General features: G+C 65.6%; 18 protein-coding genes. 14 read left to right on the top strand and 4 right to left on the bottom strand.

What is annotated here, in order from left to right; all coding sequences use genetic code 11:
• Positions 1–20: 20 nt before the first annotated feature.
• Complete coding sequence (locus M1D51_RS21330; protein ID WP_172322702.1) at positions 21–866, top strand: HAD family hydrolase; 846 nt, start codon at positions 21–23, stop codon at positions 864–866.
• Positions 867–986: 120 nt separating this feature from the next.
• Here the strand turns inward: M1D51_RS21330 and M1D51_RS21325 are convergent, their stop codons facing one another.
• Positions 987–1,727 (bottom strand): GAF and ANTAR domain-containing protein, encoded by a 741-nt coding sequence (locus tag M1D51_RS21325; protein ID WP_458107947.1) that lies wholly within the window; start codon positions 1,725–1,727, stop codon positions 987–989.
• Between the two features lie 141 nt (positions 1,728–1,868).
• Between M1D51_RS21325 and M1D51_RS21320 the strand changes: the two genes are divergently transcribed.
• On the top strand, positions 1,869–2,645 hold the full coding sequence (locus tag M1D51_RS21320; protein WP_172322704.1) for a sigma-70 family RNA polymerase sigma factor: 777 nt from the start codon (positions 1,869–1,871) through the stop codon (positions 2,643–2,645).
• A 6-nt stretch (positions 2,646–2,651) separates the two neighbouring features.
• On the opposite strand, the gene M1D51_RS21315 is transcribed toward M1D51_RS21320, so the two are convergent.
• Positions 2,652–3,614: a glycosyltransferase family 9 protein gene (locus tag M1D51_RS21315; RefSeq protein WP_458107946.1), complete on the bottom strand. Its 963-nt coding sequence runs from the start codon at positions 3,612–3,614 to the stop codon at positions 2,652–2,654.
• A gap of 86 nt (positions 3,615–3,700) precedes the next feature.
• On the opposite strand from M1D51_RS21315, the gene M1D51_RS21310 reads away from it, so the two are divergent.
• The 7 genes from M1D51_RS21310 to M1D51_RS21280 all read left to right on the top strand — a co-directional run bounded on the left by M1D51_RS21310 (position 3,701) and on the right by M1D51_RS21280 (position 10,587).
• Positions 3,701–4,255 carry a D-glycero-alpha-D-manno-heptose-1,7-bisphosphate 7-phosphatase gene (locus M1D51_RS21310; protein WP_458107945.1) on the top strand — a complete coding sequence of 185 codons (555 nt, stop codon included), beginning with the start codon at positions 3,701–3,703 and terminating at the stop codon, positions 4,253–4,255.
• On the top strand, positions 4,252–5,340 hold the full coding sequence (locus M1D51_RS21305) for a glycosyltransferase family 9 protein (protein WP_458107944.1): 1,089 nt from the start codon (positions 4,252–4,254) through the stop codon (positions 5,338–5,340). The genes M1D51_RS21310 and M1D51_RS21305 overlap by 4 nt, the downstream gene beginning before the upstream one ends.
• The gene (locus M1D51_RS21300) at positions 5,337–6,440 is read left to right on the top strand and encodes a glycosyltransferase (RefSeq protein WP_458107943.1); all 1,104 of its coding nucleotides are present in this window, start codon (positions 5,337–5,339) and stop codon (positions 6,438–6,440) included. Before M1D51_RS21305 ends, M1D51_RS21300 begins: the two co-directional genes overlap by 4 nt.
• The gene (locus M1D51_RS21295; RefSeq protein WP_458107942.1) at positions 6,437–7,702 is read left to right on the top strand and encodes a glycosyltransferase; all 1,266 of its coding nucleotides are present in this window, start codon (positions 6,437–6,439) and stop codon (positions 7,700–7,702) included. The genes M1D51_RS21300 and M1D51_RS21295 overlap by 4 nt, the downstream gene beginning before the upstream one ends.
• A 68-nt stretch (positions 7,703–7,770) precedes the next feature.
• Positions 7,771–8,418, top strand: a complete 648-nt coding sequence (locus tag M1D51_RS21290; RefSeq protein WP_458109630.1) for a D-sedoheptulose-7-phosphate isomerase — start codon at positions 7,771–7,773, stop codon at positions 8,416–8,418.
• On the top strand, positions 8,415–9,860 hold the full coding sequence (locus M1D51_RS21285; protein WP_458107941.1) for a PfkB family carbohydrate kinase: 1,446 nt from the start codon (positions 8,415–8,417) through the stop codon (positions 9,858–9,860). Before M1D51_RS21290 ends, M1D51_RS21285 begins: the two co-directional genes overlap by 4 nt.
• 31 nt (positions 9,861–9,891) lie before the next feature.
• The gene (locus tag M1D51_RS21280; protein ID WP_172322711.1) at positions 9,892–10,587 is read left to right on the top strand and encodes an SDR family oxidoreductase; all 696 of its coding nucleotides are present in this window, start codon (positions 9,892–9,894) and stop codon (positions 10,585–10,587) included.
• Here M1D51_RS21280 and M1D51_RS21275 read toward each other — a convergent pair.
• The gene (locus M1D51_RS21275; RefSeq protein ID WP_458107940.1) at positions 10,553–11,728 is read right to left on the bottom strand and encodes a glycosyltransferase family 9 protein; all 1,176 of its coding nucleotides are present in this window, start codon (positions 11,726–11,728) and stop codon (positions 10,553–10,555) included. The two genes, M1D51_RS21280 and M1D51_RS21275, sit on opposite strands and share 35 nt — an antisense overlap.
• Before the next feature lie 158 nt (positions 11,729–11,886).
• Between M1D51_RS21275 and rfaE2 the strand changes: the two genes are divergently transcribed.
• Both rfaE2 and M1D51_RS21265 read left to right on the top strand, forming a co-directional pair.
• On the top strand, positions 11,887–13,563 hold the full coding sequence (gene rfaE2 / locus M1D51_RS21270) for a D-glycero-beta-D-manno-heptose 1-phosphate adenylyltransferase (protein ID WP_458107939.1): 1,677 nt from the start codon (positions 11,887–11,889) through the stop codon (positions 13,561–13,563).
• Between the two features lie 10 nt (positions 13,564–13,573).
• Positions 13,574–14,608, top strand: a complete 1,035-nt coding sequence (locus tag M1D51_RS21265; RefSeq protein ID WP_458107938.1) for an NAD-dependent epimerase/dehydratase family protein — start codon at positions 13,574–13,576, stop codon at positions 14,606–14,608.
• A 3-nt stretch (positions 14,609–14,611) separates the two neighbouring features.
• On the opposite strand, the gene M1D51_RS21260 is transcribed toward M1D51_RS21265, so the two are convergent.
• Positions 14,612–15,694, bottom strand: a complete 1,083-nt coding sequence (locus M1D51_RS21260; protein WP_458107937.1) for an FUSC family protein — start codon at positions 15,692–15,694, stop codon at positions 14,612–14,614.
• Positions 15,695–15,877: 183 nt separating this feature from the next.
• Between M1D51_RS21260 and M1D51_RS21255 the strand changes: the two genes are divergently transcribed.
• From M1D51_RS21255 to M1D51_RS21245, 3 genes are read left to right on the top strand one after another with little or no spacing between them, the layout of a single operon-like run.
• A complete protein-coding gene (locus tag M1D51_RS21255; RefSeq protein ID WP_458107936.1) occupies positions 15,878–16,858 on the top strand; it encodes a hypothetical protein in 981 nt (326 codons plus the stop codon).
• Complete coding sequence (locus tag M1D51_RS21250) at positions 16,855–17,286, top strand: phage holin family protein (protein ID WP_172326493.1); 432 nt, start codon at positions 16,855–16,857, stop codon at positions 17,284–17,286. Before M1D51_RS21255 ends, M1D51_RS21250 begins: the two co-directional genes overlap by 4 nt.
• Positions 17,283–17,858 (top strand): DUF3618 domain-containing protein, encoded by a 576-nt coding sequence (locus tag M1D51_RS21245; RefSeq protein WP_458107935.1) that lies wholly within the window; start codon positions 17,283–17,285, stop codon positions 17,856–17,858. Before M1D51_RS21250 ends, M1D51_RS21245 begins: the two co-directional genes overlap by 4 nt.
• The last annotated feature ends 44 nt before the right edge of the window (positions 17,859–17,902 follow it).

Raw genomic sequence — 17,902 nt, 5'->3', positions numbered from 1 at the left:
GTATCTGCTCTACTGTAAGCATGACTATTTTGACTGATACTCCAGTTGCTGGCATCGATGACCAGCCAAATAACAACAACAATCTCATGGTCGCTTTGGACGTTGACGGCACCTTGGTTGACCACGACGGCCACATGTCGCCGGCTGTCCGCTCCGCTGCGCAGGCAGTGGTTGCCAGCGGCCACGACGTCATGATCGCCACGGGCCGCTCACTGAATGCGACGCTGCCCATCATTGAGCAGATCGGCCTTGAGCGAGGCTATGCGGTGTGCTGCAACGGCGGCGTCACCCTTCGCCTGGATCCCTCATTGGATAAGGGTTATGAGATCATCCACAAGGCAACGTTCGATCCCGCTCCGGCGCTGAGGGCACTGCGCGAACGGCTGCCCAACGCCAAGTACGCGCTGGAGGACGAGGATGGCAACTTCCTCTCCACCGAGCGTTTCCAGGATGCAAGTTTCGGCGTGGAGTCCATCGGCGTCGATTTCCAAACCATGTTGGATGCCACCGCTGTCCGGGTGGTGGTCTTCAGCAGCGAGAACACCTCGGATGAATTCAACGAGGCCATCAAGCACATCGGATTGTCCGGCGTGACGTACTCGGTGGGCTGGACGGCTTGGCTGGACATTGCCGCTGAGGGCGTCACCAAGGCCAGCGCCCTGGAAGCACTGCGCCGGAAGCTTGGCACGGACCAGGCCAACACAGTAGCCGTGGGCGATGGCCGCAATGACATCGAGATGCTCACCTGGGCCGGTCGGGGCGTCGCCATGGGCCAGGCTCCCGATGAGGTCATCGCCGTTGCGGACGAGGTCACCGCGTCAGTGCTCGACGACGGCGCGGCGCACGTTCTGCGCAGCCTGCTGTAACTGCCGCGGGACTCAGCCCCAGCCTGCCTGGACTGGGGCTGTGTTCTACCAAGAGTGCCCCGCGCCGCCCGGATTGCAGCCGTTGTCGGTGCCATGCAGGGCTAGCGCCGGTCGCTGCGCCTACTTGAACACCGTTTGGACCGGACCTCCGCCTGCCGACTCAACAATGGCCTGGGCAACCACCCTGAGCTTGACGTTCCGGTTGCTGGAGGCTTTTTTGATGAGCTCGATTGCCTCCTCCTGGGTGCAGCGGTTTTGGGCAATGATGATGCCGGTGGCGATGTCGATCACCGTCCGCGATTCCATGGCTGCCCGGAGGTTGTTGGCGGTCTGGCTGTGCTCGGCGATCAGCACCGCCAGGCGCAGGCCCTTGGATGCCTGTTGTACGTAGTCGGTGGCTCGTTGCACGGCAGCTTGGTCGAAGGCGTTGGGGTGTTCGGAGTAGAGGTTGAGTCCGGCCCTGGCAGCGTCATCGCTGAGGGGGAACGGTACTGCGAGGACTGACCGGATGCCGTGTTCGGTGACGATCTTGTTGTACTCCGGCCAGGTGTTGTCCTTGGCGAAATCCGGAATGTGAACCTGTGTCACTTCGCGGCAGGCGCGAAGGCAGGGCCCGTCGGCGAAGTTGTACTGCAATTCGTCCAGCATCCGGGCCCGCTCGCCGCTGCTTGCCACGGTCCCGGCAGAACGACGCCGCATCAAGGTGATACCGCAGTACACCTCGTTCCCGGGGGTGCTGAATATGCCGGCTGAGTGCCTGGCCAGCTCCTCCAGGAACGCTTCAACGTCAGGGGTATCGAGCAGCAGGTCCTGGATATCGGCCACGACTGTTGCCGGCTCGGCGAGCTGCGGGTCTTCCATGGGGAACTCCGATCCCTGATTGTGGCTACCTTTCGAGACTAACCCCGGGGACCCGTTGAAAGCTAATAGTAAGTGTGCTTCTCTTTTTAAGGAGTCTTGCCGTGGGCTCACCCTCACCAGCTGGTTAAGGATTGAAGCCCCATGCGTCAAACCCGACCCCTCACAGTCCACACCAGGACCCCTGCCTGCAAACCGGAAGGCAGCATCCGGCAGAGTTTCCAGGACAGCCTGGTCCTTGACCACCTAAATTTGGCGAAGTCCATTGCCGCCAGATACTCCGCCCACACTCACGATCTGGACGACGTCAGGCAGGTTGCGTTCATGGGCCTCATCAAGGCCTCGCGTGGCTACGACGAGTCCAAAGGCGTCAGCTTCCCTGCCTACGCCGCCCCCACCATCGCAGGCGAAGTCAAGCGCTACCTCCGTGATCACTGTTGGGTTGTCCGTCCGCCGCGCACCATCCAGGACGTCCGCCGCCAGGTGTTGGCCCGGACGGAGGAAATGACCCAGACGCTGCAACGTACGCCCTCTCCGGAGGAGGTGGCCGAGGATCTGAACCTGGAACCATGCCAGGTACGTGAAGCCCTCATGGCCGGGACCAGCAAGCGCCCCGATTCCTTGGACGCGCCCGCGTCCGAAGGCCGCGACGGACTGCAAGGCTCCCTGTCGGCATTCGGCTGCCCCACGGACCGGCTCGAAGACGTGCTGGCCCTGCGCAACGCCATCCGCGGCCTGAGTGCCGAGGACCGGCACTTGCTGTACCGGCGCTATTACCGCGAGGAAACCCAGTCCACCATCGCAGAGGCCCTGGGCATGTCCCAGATGCAGGTATCCCGCAAGCTCTCCAAAATCCTTGTTTCCCTCCAGACGCAGCTGCTGGACGAAGAAGCCCACCTGAAGGACGGAACAGCTCCATAAGGTGCACTAGACAGCAAGCCGCTCCACTGCGTCCAGAACGTCGCGGACGCTCACGGCCAAAAGCGCCGGATCGGGATCGGCGGAGAACACATCACCGCGGCGGAGCTCGACGGCGGTGAGCACCACGTGCGGTCCGGGCGGCGGTCCCCACTCTTCCGCGGGGGCCGGACCGAACAGGACAACGGACGGGCGTTCATACGCGGATGCCAGATGAGCCGCGCCGGTGTCGGCTGAGATCACCAGGCGAGCTTCGGCGATAGTAGCGGCAAACTCTGCGAGCCCTTGCCGCCCGGCCAGGAGGCCGTCGTCGAGGTTTGCTCCTTTGAGCTTTGCCAAGGCGGCAGTCTCCTCGGCACGGGCACGCTCCGAAGTGCCGCCCGTGAGGACCACCTGGTGCCCGGCGGCAGCGAGCTCCACAGCAACGTCCGCGAAGCGCTCCACAGGCCAGAGCCTGCTGCCATACGCGGCACCCACATGGATCACCGTGGCTCCGGGACGCGGCGACGGAACGCTGGGACGGTTCAGCCGGTAATCCAAGGGATCAGCGTCGATTCCATGCCAGGTGAGCAGCCTGGTCCAGCGCTCGCGTTCCGGAATGCCGGTGGTCCACTCCGGGCCGTCAGTGCCGGCGGAAGCATGCGCCACTACCCGGTTGGCCTGCAATTCCTCAATCCGCAAACGGCTCTCAGCGCCGTTCCCGTGGAGGTTGACCGCGACATCCACCGCACCCCGGGGCACCGTCAAAGGGTCATCGAGACCAGGCGTAGGCAGGTGGTGAATGCCGCCCACAAGCTCCAACGCCTCGGCGATCCACGCCGGGGCGGCATACAAAATCCTGTGCTCGGGGAACGCCCGGCGCAACCCGCGGAGCGCCGGAACCGCGACCAGGAGGTCGCCGAGTTTCAAAGCGCGCAGGGCAAGCAGCAGGGGTTGATCGTTGCTCTGGTGACTGTTCGATGCTGTGTCCATAGTGGCCTCCCGGTAGGAGTCTAGCTGCACGAAACTTCTCACGGCCGCACTGTTTAGCGTCCGGAGAACTGGGGAACGTTGCGGGTATGGGAGGAACCGGAACGTTGAAGGCGGTCCTGTTTGACCGCGATGGAACACTCGTTGTTGACGTGCCATACAACGGCGATCCGCAGCTGGTGCGGCCCATGGACGGTGCCCTGCCCGCCCTCGAGAAAGTACGTCGGGCGGGACTGGCCACCGGTGTGGTGACCAACCAGTCGGGCGTGGCGCGTGGGCTGTTGACGCTGGACCAGGTCATGGCAGTGAACCAGCGCGTAGAGCAGCTGCTGGGTCCTTTTGACCTGTGGGAAATCTGCCCGCATGGACCCGCGGACGGCTGCGGCTGCCGCAAACCCGCTCCCGGCATGATCCTGGAAGCGTGCAGCACGTTGGGGATCGCCCCGGAGGAAGCCGCGTTCATTGGCGACATCGGTGCCGACATGGAGGCGGCAGCAGCGGCGGGTGCGAGGGCCGTCCTGGTGCCCACCACAGTGACCCGGCAGGAGGAAATCGAGGCCGCAGGCTTTGTTGCGGAGAACCTGGGGCAAGCTGTGGAGCTCATACTTTCCGGAGCGCTGGAAGAACAGGACGCCCCTGTATGAGCCGCGTCCTGGTAGCCCGCTTGGACAGCATGGGCGATGTACTCCTTTCGGGTCCCGCCCTGCGCGCCGTCGCCAACGGAAGCAGGCCCGACGGCAGCCGACCCAACGATGTGGTCCTGCTCTGCGGCCCGGAGGGTGCCAGCGCCGCGGAAATGCTGCCCGGAGTGACCCAAGTGCACACGTGGGCATGCCCATGGATTGTGAACCCCGCACCTCCGGTCACCGAAGAAATGACCAGCGGCCTGATTGAATTCGTCCGCAGCTCCCGGATTCAGGAAGCGGTCATTCTGACGTCCTTCCACCAGTCGCCGCTTCCGCTGGCCATGCTCCTGCGCCTGGCCGGCGTCAAAAAGATCACTGGAGCGTCAACGGACTACGCCGGCTCGCTCCTGGACGTCCGGCTCAAACCGGGCGAAGACTTCCCGGAAGATCAGCCTGAAGTGGTGCGGGCGCTCACCATTGCAGAGGCCGGCGGCTACGTGCTGCCGAACGGTGACGACGGCAAGCTGCGCATCACTTCCGGCCCGGACCCTGAAGGGGTGGCCGACGAGCTGGCTGATGAAGGACCGTACATCGTGGTCCACCCGGGAGCAGCCGCCCCTGCCAGGGCCTGGCCCGCGCTCCACCACGCGGCAACCGTGGAGCTGCTTGAAGCATACGGACACCGGGTGGTGGTCACAGGCGGCCCCGGGGAAACATCACTCACGGCAACGGTGGCCGGCCCATCCGCCAGGAACCTCGGCGGAGGAACCAACCTCCGGACGCTGGCAGCGGTACTGGCCGGAGCCGCCGTCGTGGTGACCGGCAACACCGGCCCCGCCCACCTGGCGGCCGCGGTGGGCACGCCGGTGGTTTGCCTGTTCGCCCCGGTGGTTCCTGCCATCCGGTGGGCGCCCTACGGCGTCCCGCTGGAACTCCTGGGAGACCAGGAAGCGGCCTGCAAGAACACCCGTGCCCGGGTATGTCCCGTCCCCGGGCACCCCTGTCTGAGCTCGGTAACCCCGGAGCAGGTTGTCGAGGCTGTTGAAAGGCTCCTGGGAGGCGTCTCCTCCCTGTCCACTCGACGAAAGGTTTGGAAACCATGAGGATCCTGGTGTGGCACGTCCACGGCGGATGGATGGAGGCATTTGTTCGCGGCCAGCATGAGTACTTGCTTCCGAAATCGTCCGACGGCGGCGCATGGGGTTTGGGGCGGGGCGGCCGTGACTGGCCTGCCGCCGCCCGGGAAGTGGACCTGGACACGTTGGACCCTGCGAGCGTTGACGCCGTGGTCCTGCAGCGGCCCGAGGAGATCGCAGCGGTGGCACGGACACTCGGCCGCCGCCCGGGAATTGACCTCCCCGCGGTGTACCTCGAACACAACACTCCCAAAGGCGACGTCCCTTTCACGCTCCACCCGCTGGCAGACCAGAGCACCATTCCGGTGGTTCACGTGACCCATTTCAACCAGCTCTTCTGGGATACCGGCACGGCAACCACCACGGTGATAGAGCACGGCATTCCGGACCCGGGACACCTGTACACCGGTGAACGGGAAGAAATGGGAGTGGTGGTCAACGAACCTGTCCGCCGTGGCCGCGTCACAGGAACGGACCTGCTCCCGGGCTTTGCCGGTGTTGGGCCATTGCGGGTTTTCGGCATGGGTACGGAGGCGTTGCCGGAAGCACTGAACCTCAAAGGGTTCGGGCTCAGCGAGGAACGGCTCCGGATCGCCGGTGACGTCCCCGCCCCGAAACTCCACCACGAACTGGCCCACTGCCGCCTGTACCTCCACCCGCTCCGCTGGACCTCGCTGGGGTTGGCCTTGCTCGAAGCCATGCACCTTGGCATGCCCGTCCTGGCGTTGGCCACCACCGAGGCCGGCCGCGCCATTCCGCACGGTGCAGGCTTGGTCTCCAACGACGTCGACGACCTCCAGAAGTTCGCCCGGCGGCTGCTGGATGATCCCGACGACGCCTACGCCATGGGCATGATCGCCCGCGAGTCCGCACTGCAGCGCTACGGGCTGAACAAGTTTCTGAGGGCCTGGGACGAACTCCTGGCCGAACTCCCCAAGGGCACGCGCCGGGGAAGCCGTCCGCAATCCGGTTCAGCTTTCACCAGCCATGACACTGACCCCAGCCATGACACTGACGCCCGCCATGACCCTGACGCCCGCCACCACACAGAGAGGACGCACCCATGAAAATCTCCATGGTCTCCGAACACGCCAGTCCGCTGGCCGCCCTGGGAGGCGTTGACGCCGGAGGGCAGAACGTCCATGTGGCAGCGCTTTCATCTGCGTTGGCAGATCGCGGCCATCAAGTCACGGTGTACACGCGGCGTGATGACCCTGAGCTACCAGTGCGGGTGAACGTGGGTGCGGGGCTCACAGTGGTTCACGTGGATGCCGGTCCGGCCCGCCGCATCCCCAAAGACGATCTCCTGCCGTACATGGGAGAGCTGGCGGACGGCATCTGCGCGGACTGGGCGGACGAGCTCCCGGACGTGGTGCACGCACATTTCTGGATGTCCGGCCTCGCTGCCATCCAGGCGTCCCGGCGGGCAGGCGCGGCTGATCCTGTTCCCGTGGTGCAGACATTCCATGCGCTCGGATCCGTAAAACGCAGGCACCAGGGCGCTGCGGACACCAGCCCGCCCGCCAGGGAATGGCTGGAGCCGTGGGTGGGCCGCACTGCCGATTGGGTCATCGCCACCTGCCCGGACGAGGTCTTTGAACTCAAGGCCCTGGGCATCAGCCGGTCCAAAATCTCCATTGCGCCCTGCGGCGTGGACCTCACGCTGTTTCCGGGAACGTCCGACGCCGAGCCCAGGACACGCACGCATCGGATCCTGAGCGTGGGACGCCTCGTGCAACGAAAGGGCGTGGACCTGATCATCCAGGCCCTGCCGCTTCTGGCGGAGGCGGGCTTCAACGACGTCGAGCTCTTGATCGTTGGCGGTTCCGGCGATGCCCTCAACCTCGAGGAGGATCCCGAAGCGCAGCGACTCAGGGCCATGGCAAAGGAACTCGGCGTCGAGGACAAAGTGACCATGCGGGGGCAGGTCCCCAGGGACGCGATGCCGGGTATCTTCCGCAGCGCAGATGCTGTGGTGTGCACGCCTTGGTATGAGCCGTTCGGCATCGTGCCCCTTGAGGCCATGGCATGCGGTGTCCCTGTAGTGGCCGCAGCCGTTGGCGGGCTTCGCGAGACGGTGGTTGACCAGAAGACAGGGCTGCACGTCCCGCCGCGTGATCCCGAAGCGCTCGCCGAGGCACTCGGGAAGCTGCTGGGAGACCCGGAACTCCGGGCCGACATGGGCCGCGCCGGTGCGCGTCGGGCCCGCTCCCGCTACTCCTGGGAACGGATCGCAGCAGACACCGAGAAAGCCTACCGATCCGTCCTGGCCGCCGGGTTGTCCCGGCAGCCCGAACGCTTGGAACCATTGGAAGGAACGGCACTGTGAACATCAACGGCACTGTGAACATCCAAACCACCACCAAGACCCCCGCCTCTACCACTGTTCCGGACACCGTGCCCAGCCGGTGGGCTCCCAACTTCACCGACACAACCCACACCGACGAGGTCACCAAACACCTGGACAACGTCCTTCCGGCGCTGGATTCACTGCGCTCGCAGTCGGGCCGTTTATCTGAGTGGGGCACCGAACTGGCCAAGCGGCTGCTGTCCGGGCAACGCCTGCTGGCAGCGGGCAACGGCGGTTCAGCGGCCGAGGCGCAGCACTTCACGGCCGAGCTGGTGGGGAGGTTCGACGAGGAACGCGCACCGTTCTCCGCTATCTCGCTCCACGCAGAATCCTCAGCCGTCACCGCACTCTCCAACGACTACGGCTATGAGGAAGTCTTCGCCCGCCAAGTCAGGGCACACGGACGTTCAGGTGACGTCCTCATTCTTCTGTCCACCAGCGGCCGCAGCCCCAACCTGCTCAAGGCCGCCCGTGCAGCCAAGGAACGCGGCATCACCACGTGGGCACTCACCGGCGCCGGCCCCAATCCGCTGGCCGACGCCTGCGATCAAGCCATCACCGTTGACGCCATCTCCGCGAACGCCCAGGAAGGCCACCTCATCGCCATCCACGCAGTGTGCCGGGCCTTCGATGCCGAGGTCGCCAGGCGGGCGGGATCATACGGCGCAGCTTCCTCCGGAGGGGGTCAGCCATGAGGATCACGGTGGTAGGTGATGTGCTTCTGGACGTCGATATCAACGGGGCCGCCACACGGCTCAGCCCCGACGCGCCGGTGCCGGTTGTGGACGTCGCCGATATCCGGCGTCGTGCAGGAGGTGCCGGACTGGTAGCCACCGTGCTCGCGCAGGACGGTCACGACGTCGCGCTGGTCACCGCGGTATCGGACGACGACGGCGCCAGCCACCTGCGGCGCGCATTGGCCGGTGTGTCGGTGCTGGCCGGAGCCCCGCTTGCCCCGACGCCCACCAAAACCCGTGTGCGGATCGGGACGCACCCGATGGTCCGGTTCGATGAAGGATGCGCCCCGGCTCCTGTCCCGGCCAGTACCGGGGAGATGCTCGCTGCGATTGCAGCGGCGGACACCATTGTTGTGGCTGACTACGGACGGGGAATCACCGCCAACACCGACATCCGCGCTGCGCTGGCCAGCGCGGCCCGGCGCGTCCCGGTGGTGTGGGATCCGCATCCTGCCGGTTCCGTGCCCGTGGAGGGGGTCGCCGTCGTGACGCCCAACCTTGCCGAGGCGCTGGCCTCCGCGAAGGCCGATGGGTTGGAACCGTCCCGCACAGGTGCCGAAGAAGCCGGCCGTTACCTGCTCGAGAAGTGGGGAAGCGGTGCAGTTCTGGTCACGAGGGGCGAAGACGGGGCGCTGCTGCTCTCAGCCGGTGCAGCGTCCCAGGGCATTCCCGCACCCAAAACCAACGTCAGTGATCCCTGCGGAGCCGGCGACCGACTGGCTGGAAGCCTTGCCGTGCACCTTGGGCGTGGGTTGGACCTCGCGCAGGCGGCCGCCAAAGCGGTGGAGGACGCATCAGCCTTCCTCGCTGCCGGTGGAGCGGCCGCGCTGGCGGTGGTGACCGAAGCGGCTGAGGCGAGCCCCGCGGCTGAGGCGAGCCCCGTCGTCGAACACAGCCCCGTCGTCGAGCTCAAGGGCCTGGAACTCGTTGACCCCGGCGACCTTCGCCCCGAAGGCGTCCACCTGGCGCAGGCCGTCCGGAGCAGGGGAGGCACGGTGGTGGCAACCGGCGGTTGCTTCGACCTCCTCCACGCCGGCCACGCCAGGACGTTGGCTGCCGCGCGCAGCATGGGTGATTGCCTCATCGTGTGCCTGAATTCCGACGAATCGGTCAGGCGGCTCAAGGGCGTACACCGGCCGATCGTCAGCGTGGAGGATCGCGCGGAATTGCTGCTGGCACTCGAATGCGTGGACGCCGTGGTGGTCTTCGGCGAGGACACTCCCGAAGCCTGCCTCACCGAAATACAACCCGACATCTGGGTCAAGGGTGGCGACTACACCCCCGAAGAATTGCCGGAAGCCCGCCTGGTGGCGGGTTGGGGAGGGCGCTGCGTCACCGTGCCCTTCCACCCGGCACGCTCCACCAGCGGCCTGGCTGCAGCATTGGCCAAGGTCAGCTGAAAACAAGCACCGATCAACCGAGAGGAACCGCATGAACACGCAAACACCCGGCCGCGTTATTGTCACTGGAGGCGGCTCCGGCCTTGGCGCTGCGATCGTGGAAGCCATCCGCGACGCCGGCGGCACACCCTTCGTTTTCGACCGTGACGTCAGCAACGTCGCCGGTGCCAAAGCTCTGGAAGTGGATGTCTCCAATCGTGAAGCCGTTGAAGCTGCCGTCAAAGAGGCCGCCGAAACCCTTGGCGGCCTGGACGGGGTGGTGACCGCTGCGGGCATCGATCGCTGCGGCAAGCTGGGTGACGTCCCGGCGGAAGAATGGGAAAAGGTCATCGGAGTGAACCTCCTTGGCACGGTCTCCGTGGTCCGGGCGGCACTGCCCTACCTCAAGGAATCCCGGGGACGGGCCATCACCATTGCCTCCACGCTCGGTCTCCGGGCACTGCCGGATGCCACGGCGTACTGCGCCTCAAAATTCGGCGTGATCGGCTTCAGCCGCGCACTTGCGGCGGAAACCGGCGGCGTCATCGGCGTGACCACCATCATCCCGGGCGGCATGAAGACCCACTTCTTCGACGACCGGGACGAGCAATACAAGCCGCAGGACGATTCCAAGCTCAACGACCCCGCCAACGTGGCGCAGGCCGTGGTGTTTGCGCTCTCGCAGCCGTTCGGCAGCGAAGTCCGTGAACTCCTTATTTGCCCCGCAGAAGAAGGCTCGTGGCCGTAAGGTCCAGCACGTCCTGAACAACGTCGGCCACGGCGATGCCGCTCACCACGGTGTCGTCGTGGCCGCAGTGCGGTGCCGTCCAGCCAACCTGGGTGACGTCTGCCCCGCAGCGCGGGCACCGGGTCACCCAGGACATATGGATGCGGTGCATGCTCCGGCCGCGGGGTCCGGCGTTGAACACGTTCCCCACCCAGAAGATGCCCACCGTGGGCGTTCCCATTGCTTGGGCGAGGTGCCGGGGTCCGCTGTCGCTGGCGAGCATCACTGTTGCATCGGCCAGGAGGGCAGCCAGGTCTCCGATGTCCAGCTCTCCGGCCACCGAGCGCACGGCGTTCTGCTCTGCTGCCGGCAACTGGCGGACAGCCAATTCCGCCACTTCCTGCGCCAAGGCCTTCTCAGACCGGTCGCCCACGATCAATACTTGGGCTCCCTCCAGCGCCAATCCTGCCGCAGCCCCGGCAAAGTTCGACGCCGGCCATCGCCTCCGCGGATCAGTGGCACCCGGGTGGACCACCACCAGCGAGCTCCGCCGCGGGTCCCTTAGCCCCGCAATGTTCTGCTGGTGCTCCGGCCGGGGAAGCAGGGGAGGGGAAATGATGGTGGGAGCTCCGGCCAGGCCAGCGACTTCCAACCAGCGGTCCGGTTCGTTCTGGTAGTAGATGTAGTCAAGGTTCCGTTCCAAAGGCTCCGCGTCCCTGGTCCGTGTGCCCACAGTGTGCCGGGCGCCCAAGCGAAGCAGGAACGGATTCGAGAAGCGGCCCCCGCCATGCATCTGGAACGCGACATCGAACGTCCTGGCCTGCATCGCCTCGAAGAACGACTCCTGCGCTGCCACATCCTCGGCATCATCCTCAAAGCGCTCGCCGTTGCGCGGACCGTCGTGGACGCCGCGCGCCACGGGCAACATCTCGACGTCGTCAACCGGACCTTCCGTGGCAGCGGCAACCGCCGCATGGATGGGGGTCCCAAGAAGCGTGATGGCGGCTTCGGGGTACGCGCTTTTCAGCGCATGCAGGGCGGGGTAGGTGTAGATCAGGTCGCCCAGTCCGCCGCCCCTCAGGACCGCGATCCGCCTGACGTCACTGAACTTTTCAAGCACGGGGCCAATTCCCGGGTTCGGATTCGTCAGCGGATTTTCCATGGATCATTCCTTTCGCCACCGTGCTGCGGGCCGGTTCTTCCGTAGCTCCCGTGGCCGTAGTGCTTCCGTGCGGAAACTCCCGGGCCCGGCGTGTGAAGACCGTGCCGCGGGGTACCTGAGGGGAACAGGAAACTGTAAGCCCAAACGGAAGGTACCCCATGGCACACCTATCCAATCAAGAGGGCCCGGACAACCAGGAAAGCCGGGCCCAGCATGAAGACCCGGCCCGTCGCGAGGGCCTGGATCCCGAAGGCTTGAATCGTGAAGCCCTGACCCAGCATGAAGCCCTGACCCATCAGGAAGGCTTGGCTGACTGGTTGCCGGGCCGCTTGGCCGAGGTACGCCCCGTAGTGACAGTCATCGGCGATTCCATCCTGGACGGCTGGTGGGATGGAACCATTGAACGGTTTTGCCGGGAAGCGCCGGCCCCGGTGGTTCAAGTCCAGCGCCGCGACTTTGCCCCGGGAGGTGCCGCCAATACTGCGATGAACCTTGCCGCGATGGGGGCCCGGGTTCGCTTTGTTTCGCTGGTAGGGCAGGACTCCGGAGGCCGCACCCTCCTTGAGGAGCTCACCTCGGCGGGGGTGGACGTATCCCACGTCGTATCCCATGCAGGCATGACCACCACCACCAAGTTCCGCGTGAGCAGCGGCGGGCAGGTGATGCTGCGCCTGGACGACGCCGCGGAAGAGGTCCCTGCCGATGGGCTCCTGCAGATGGCAGCAGCCATCCCCGAAGCACTGCCCGGCTCCGCAGCCGTGGTTTTGTGCGATTACGGAGCCGGCGCCCTGGAAGGTGCTGTGAGGGATGCTGTTTTCGCGAACCTGGGCCCTGGGAGCGACGGCCCGGACTCCGTGGAAGCCGGCCCGGCCAAGGCACGTCAGGACACCTTGGTGGTAGTGGACGCCCACTATCCAGGACGTTGGGCAGGCCTCCAGCCGGACTTGGCAACTCCCAATGCGCAGGAAGCGGGCAGGTTGCTGGGGACCGAGTTGCCGGGTGGCGCTGCCAGGTGCCCCTTCGTGGAAACCCACGCGGACCAGATTCTGCGCGCCTCAGGCGCGGCCGCCGTCGTCGTGACTTTGGACCGGGAGGGGACCATGACGCTCCGCCCCAACAGCGCCCATAAACCGGCAACCCACCGGACGTGGGCTCGGCCGCAGGCGGAGAAGCAGGCTTCAGGGGCCGGCGATACGTTTGTGGCGGCGTTGACCATTGCCCGGGCTGCCGGTTTGCCGCTCACCACCAGTGTGGATCTGGCCCAGGCGGCGGCCGATGTTGTGGTGCACCGTCCGGGTACCTCCGTCTGCACCACTGAGGAGTTGGCGAAGCACCTCAAAGGGTTCGCGGATACGGCACTGACCGACGCCGAGCTGGCGCGGCAGGTGGAAGAACACCGACGGGAAGGCAGGCGGATTGTCCTGACCAACGGGTGTTTCGACGTCCTTCATCGTGGCCATACCCGCTACCTCAATCAGGCCAAGCAGCTGGGCGATGTGTTGGTGGTGGCGCTGAACAGCGATTCTTCCGTGCGGAAGCTCAAAGGCCCGGACCGTCCGGTCAACCACGAGGCCGACCGCGCGGCAGTCATCGCCGCACTGAGCTGCGTGGACCATGTCACTGTGTTCGACACCCCTACTCCCATACCGCTCATAGATCTCCTGCAGCCCGATGTCTACGCCAAAGGCGGCGACTACACGCCGGAAATGCTGCAGGAAACCGCGGCGGTGGAACGGTATGGCGGCACCGTGACCATCCTCGATTACGTGCCGGAACATTCCACCACAGCGGTCCTGGAACGCATCCGTTCCACGGGCGAAACCCCGCAGACCTGAGGAAGCAGCCATGCGTATTGCCATCATCGGTGCCACAGGACACGGCGGCACGGAACTGCTCAAACGGCTCCACAAGGCACGGTCCGAGGAAGGCGCGGAGCTGGAACTGGTGGGCGTCGTCCGGCGGCAACCTGATCCGGAGGCCGCCCCGTACCACGGCGTGGAGTGGCACACCCTGGACATCAGCGCCCCCGAGGACCAACCCGCGCTGGAAGCAGCTTTGGCGGGCGCAGACGCGGTGGTCCATCTGGCGTGGCTCATCCAGCCCAACCACAATCGGGAGATGCTGCGCCGGACCAATGTGGCCGGAACATCCCACGTGCTGGCCGCTGCGCGCAAAGCCGGGGTGCGCCACGTCGTGTGCGCGTCCTCCGTGGGGGCTTACTCGCCGGCCCCGAAAGACCAGCGGACCACTGAAGATTGGCCTACCAGCGGCATTCGAAGCTCGCACTACAGCGTGGACAAGGCGGCACAGGAAAGGCTCCTGGACGGTTTCGCCAAAGAGAACCCGGACATTGTGGTGTCGCGGCTTCGCCCGGCGCTGATGTTCAGCGCCGGGGGCGGGAGCGAGGTTGGCCGCTACTTCCTGGGCCAGGTTCTGCCGCGGCTGGTTCCGCGCAAGCCTTGGCTGCCGTTCCTGGCCATTCCCAAGGAGCTGGTGTTCCAGGCCGCCCACACAGCTGACGTCGCAGATGCCTACTGGCGGGTGGTGGAACGCAAGGCCGAGGGTGCTTTCAACATTGCGGCCGAGCCGGTCATCGACCCCAACGCCATGGCGTGGATTCTCAACGCCCGGCGGCTGATGCCGTTCCCGCTCAAGGTGCTGCGCGCCGTCGTCGAGGTCAGTTGGCGACTCCGGCTGCAGGTAACCGACGGCGGATGGGTGGACATGGCGGCCAACGCCCCCATCATGGACACGGCCAAGGCGCACGCGCTGCTGGGCTGGTCGCCCAAGCATTCCTCGCTGGAGGCGTTGGCGGAAATGCTGGAGGGGATTGGCGCCGGGAAGGGACGGGAGGCCTCCCCGCCGTTGAAGCCGCGGTAGACCTTACTCGGAGGACAACACCACGGTGAGGATCCGGCGCAGGCTCATGGCCACCGAGGCCGGGGCATTGACCGGCGACTGGTCAGCAGCCGCTTCTGCCACTGCGTCGCTGAGGGAGCTGATGCTGTCCTTCGCCCGCGCCAATCGGTTGGCAAGTTCCCCGTTCTCGGCGTCCCGCCAATGATCCACCACGCCCGCCACCGATTCCAGGGCGTCCGCGAGCGGGGCCACCACCGCATCCGGGATGATCGTCCCGGCACCCTCCTCCCAGATGGCGCTGGCCAGGACGTCGGTGATGTCCTGGACATGGAAAGTGAGCCGTTCAAGGGTTTTCAGTCCTGCAAGGTCGGCGGGAAGGCGGGTGGCACGACGCCGGGACCTGGGGTTCGCTTTGGCGCTCAGTTCAGCTTGATGCACCGCAGTCCTTACGCCGGCCGCTGTCAGCGAAAGTTCGTCGCTGCGGCTGGCCCACGCCTCATGGTTGGGCGGCCAGGACTCTTCCATGGCCCGGGCCATGTCCTTGAGCTGGCGGGACAACGCGCCTTGATGTCCGGCGATGGCGGGGTCGATGTCGTCCAGGTGCAGGGGCGGGAAGATCAACCAGTTCACAGCAAATCCAACGGTGACGCCCAAGGCCATTTGGAGGACGTAGGCGAAAGAGAATCCTTCGGCGTTGGAGTCACCCAATACCAGCACGAACAACGCTGCCATGGGGATCCATTCGGAGGCAGTGCCCAGCCTGGGAAGCCCGCCGATGAGTACGCCAAGCCCCACCACCACGGCAACCGCCAGCGCAGTTGGTGCGGCAACGGTGGTGATGGCGAACGCCATGCCGATGCCTAACACCAGGCCCACCAGGCTTTGGAGCCCGTGCTTGGCGGAGTCGGCCACGGTGGGGTGCATGCTCACCAAGGCGCCGAGCGGCGCGTAGTACGGGTAGGCGGCTGCGGGGCCGGGCATGAAGGGTGCAAGGTACCAAGCCAGTCCTGCCGCCACCGCAGTTTTGGCGGCAAACAGGAGTCGGTGGCGGGTGACGGTTTTTCGAAGCGCGGGAATCAGCCGTCGCCTCGCGGGCAGTTGGCTCATTGGACCTACGTTGACAGGTATGTCCTCCCGTGTCGAGCGGAAAGTACTGAAAGTGGGGCACGCCATCTTTTGAAAATTGTGGTGATTAGAACCGGAGTAAGCGGGTACACACCCATTGATAGTAACGATACTTACTATCCCGGCTGCTGTCCGCAGCCTGCCAACTGTGGAAAGAGAGCGACAATGACTGAGAGCCAATCGCCGCAGGACGGAAGCTTCGCGGCGCCACGGACCGGAGCCCACTCAGGGACCGAGCCATTTTCCGGAAGCTACCTCGACTCGGACGTTGAGACGCAAACTGCAGGAACCACCGGCATCGGCGGAACCCCCACTGGTTCAGGAACCGGTTCTGCCCATTCCGGCAAGGTAGATACCGCCAAGGAGGAAGCTGCGGGAGTGGCTGGGGCAGTGTCGGACGCTGCCGGTGGCGTGGTTGACACCGCCAAGTCCGAGGCCGGCAACGTAGCCCACGAAGTCAAGGTGAACGCACGCCAACTGCTCACACAGACCAAGGGTGAACTGACAGACCAGGCCCAGGTCCAGCAGCAGCGCGTCGCCGAAGGCTTGCGTTCCATCTCCGACGAACTGTCCTCCATGGCCAATTCAAGCCAAAACGGTGGCGTCGCCACGGACCTGGTCCAGCAGGCAGCCCAGCGTTCTTCCTCCATCGCCCAGTGGTTGGAGGGCCGGGATCCCGGCTCACTGCTGGACGAAGTCAAGGGTTTCGCGCGCCGCAAGCCAGGAGCCTTCCTGCTGCTGGCCGCCGGAGCCGGTGTCCTTGCCGGCCGTCTCGGCCGGGGCATGGCCGATAACTCGCCCATGGGTGGCTCCGCTGGTGGAACCGGCAGCCCCACCACCGAGCAGGCGCCCCGTGCCGTCTACTACCCAACGCAGGGCGGCGCAGTGACTCCGCCGGCAGTGGACCTTCCTGGACCCACCACCACCACGGCCGGCTACGGCTCGGCCACCACCACCGGGGCAGCAACCGGCGGGGCGGCAACGGGATACGACGCCGGAACCACCGGCGGTTACGACGGTTCCACGCTCCCGTATCCGGAGACAACCGCCGGTGGAGTCAAGGCACAAGGGGATCCGCTTGCTGGCGCAATTGATCCTGAGAACCCGCTTGATCCGGATGACCCCCAGTACGGAGGTCCCCGATGAGCAGTCCCGCCGACCTGCCTCACACAACAGCCCATGAGAAGGCGGAAAACCTTCCCCTTGGTGAGCTGCTGAGCGACCTGACGCGTGACGTTTCAACGTTGATGCGCCAGGAAGTGGAGCTGGCCAAAGCGGAGATCAAGGATTCCGCCACCAAAGCCGGCAAGGGCGCGGGGATGCTGGGCGGTGCAGCGTATGCCGGCCACCTTACCGTGCTGTTTCTGTCCATCGCCCTGTGGTGGGCGCTGGGCCAGCTCATTGGCCTGGGATGGTCCGCCTTGGTTGTTGCGGTCATCTGGGGAATCGTCGCGGCTGTCCTGGCGGCCAGGGGCCGCAAGGAGCTGAACACGATCAAGGGCATGCCCCGGACCGCTGAGACGGTCAAGGAAATACCTCCCGCTTTGAAACCAAACACTGAGGAGACACGATGACGCAGAACCCCGACGCCCTGCGCGCCGATATTGAAGAAACCCGCCGGCGGCTGAGCACCAACGTGGATGCCGTGGCTGACAAGGTCACGCCTTCGCACATCGTCAACCGCCGGGTGGACAAGATCAAGACGGCCGTCTTCGGCGCCCGTGACGACGTGCATGACAGGGCCGGAAATGCAGCCCACCATGCACAGGATGCTGTTTCCGGCGTAGTGTCGGACATCGGCGACGCACCGCAGGCCATCACCCGTAAAGCCCAGGGCAGCCCCATCGCGGCCGGCCTGATCGCTTTCGGCGCAGGCTTGTTGGTCTCGGCCCTGATTCCGCCGTCGGACAAGGAGCGCGAGGCTGCCCAGGCCCTGAAGGAAGCGGCCCAGCCGCTCACTGATGAGCTCAGCCACGCTGCCCAGGAAGTTGCCGAGCACCTGCGCGAGCCCGCTCAGGATGCAATGCAGAACGTCAAGGACAGCGCCACGGATGCCGCAGCCAACGTCAAGGATGAAGGCCAGGCGGCCGCGGCCGATGTTCAGGACCGCGCACACACGGCCAAGGACAACGTCAGCAACCAGTAAACTCCCACGCTGACCCAACTGAGTCGCAGAAGACGCCGTTTGAA

This window comes from Arthrobacter sp. R3-55 (assembly GCF_054161505.1).
The sequence above is the reverse complement of the archived record's forward strand: the minus strand, read 5'-3'. Positions and strand labels throughout refer to the sequence as shown.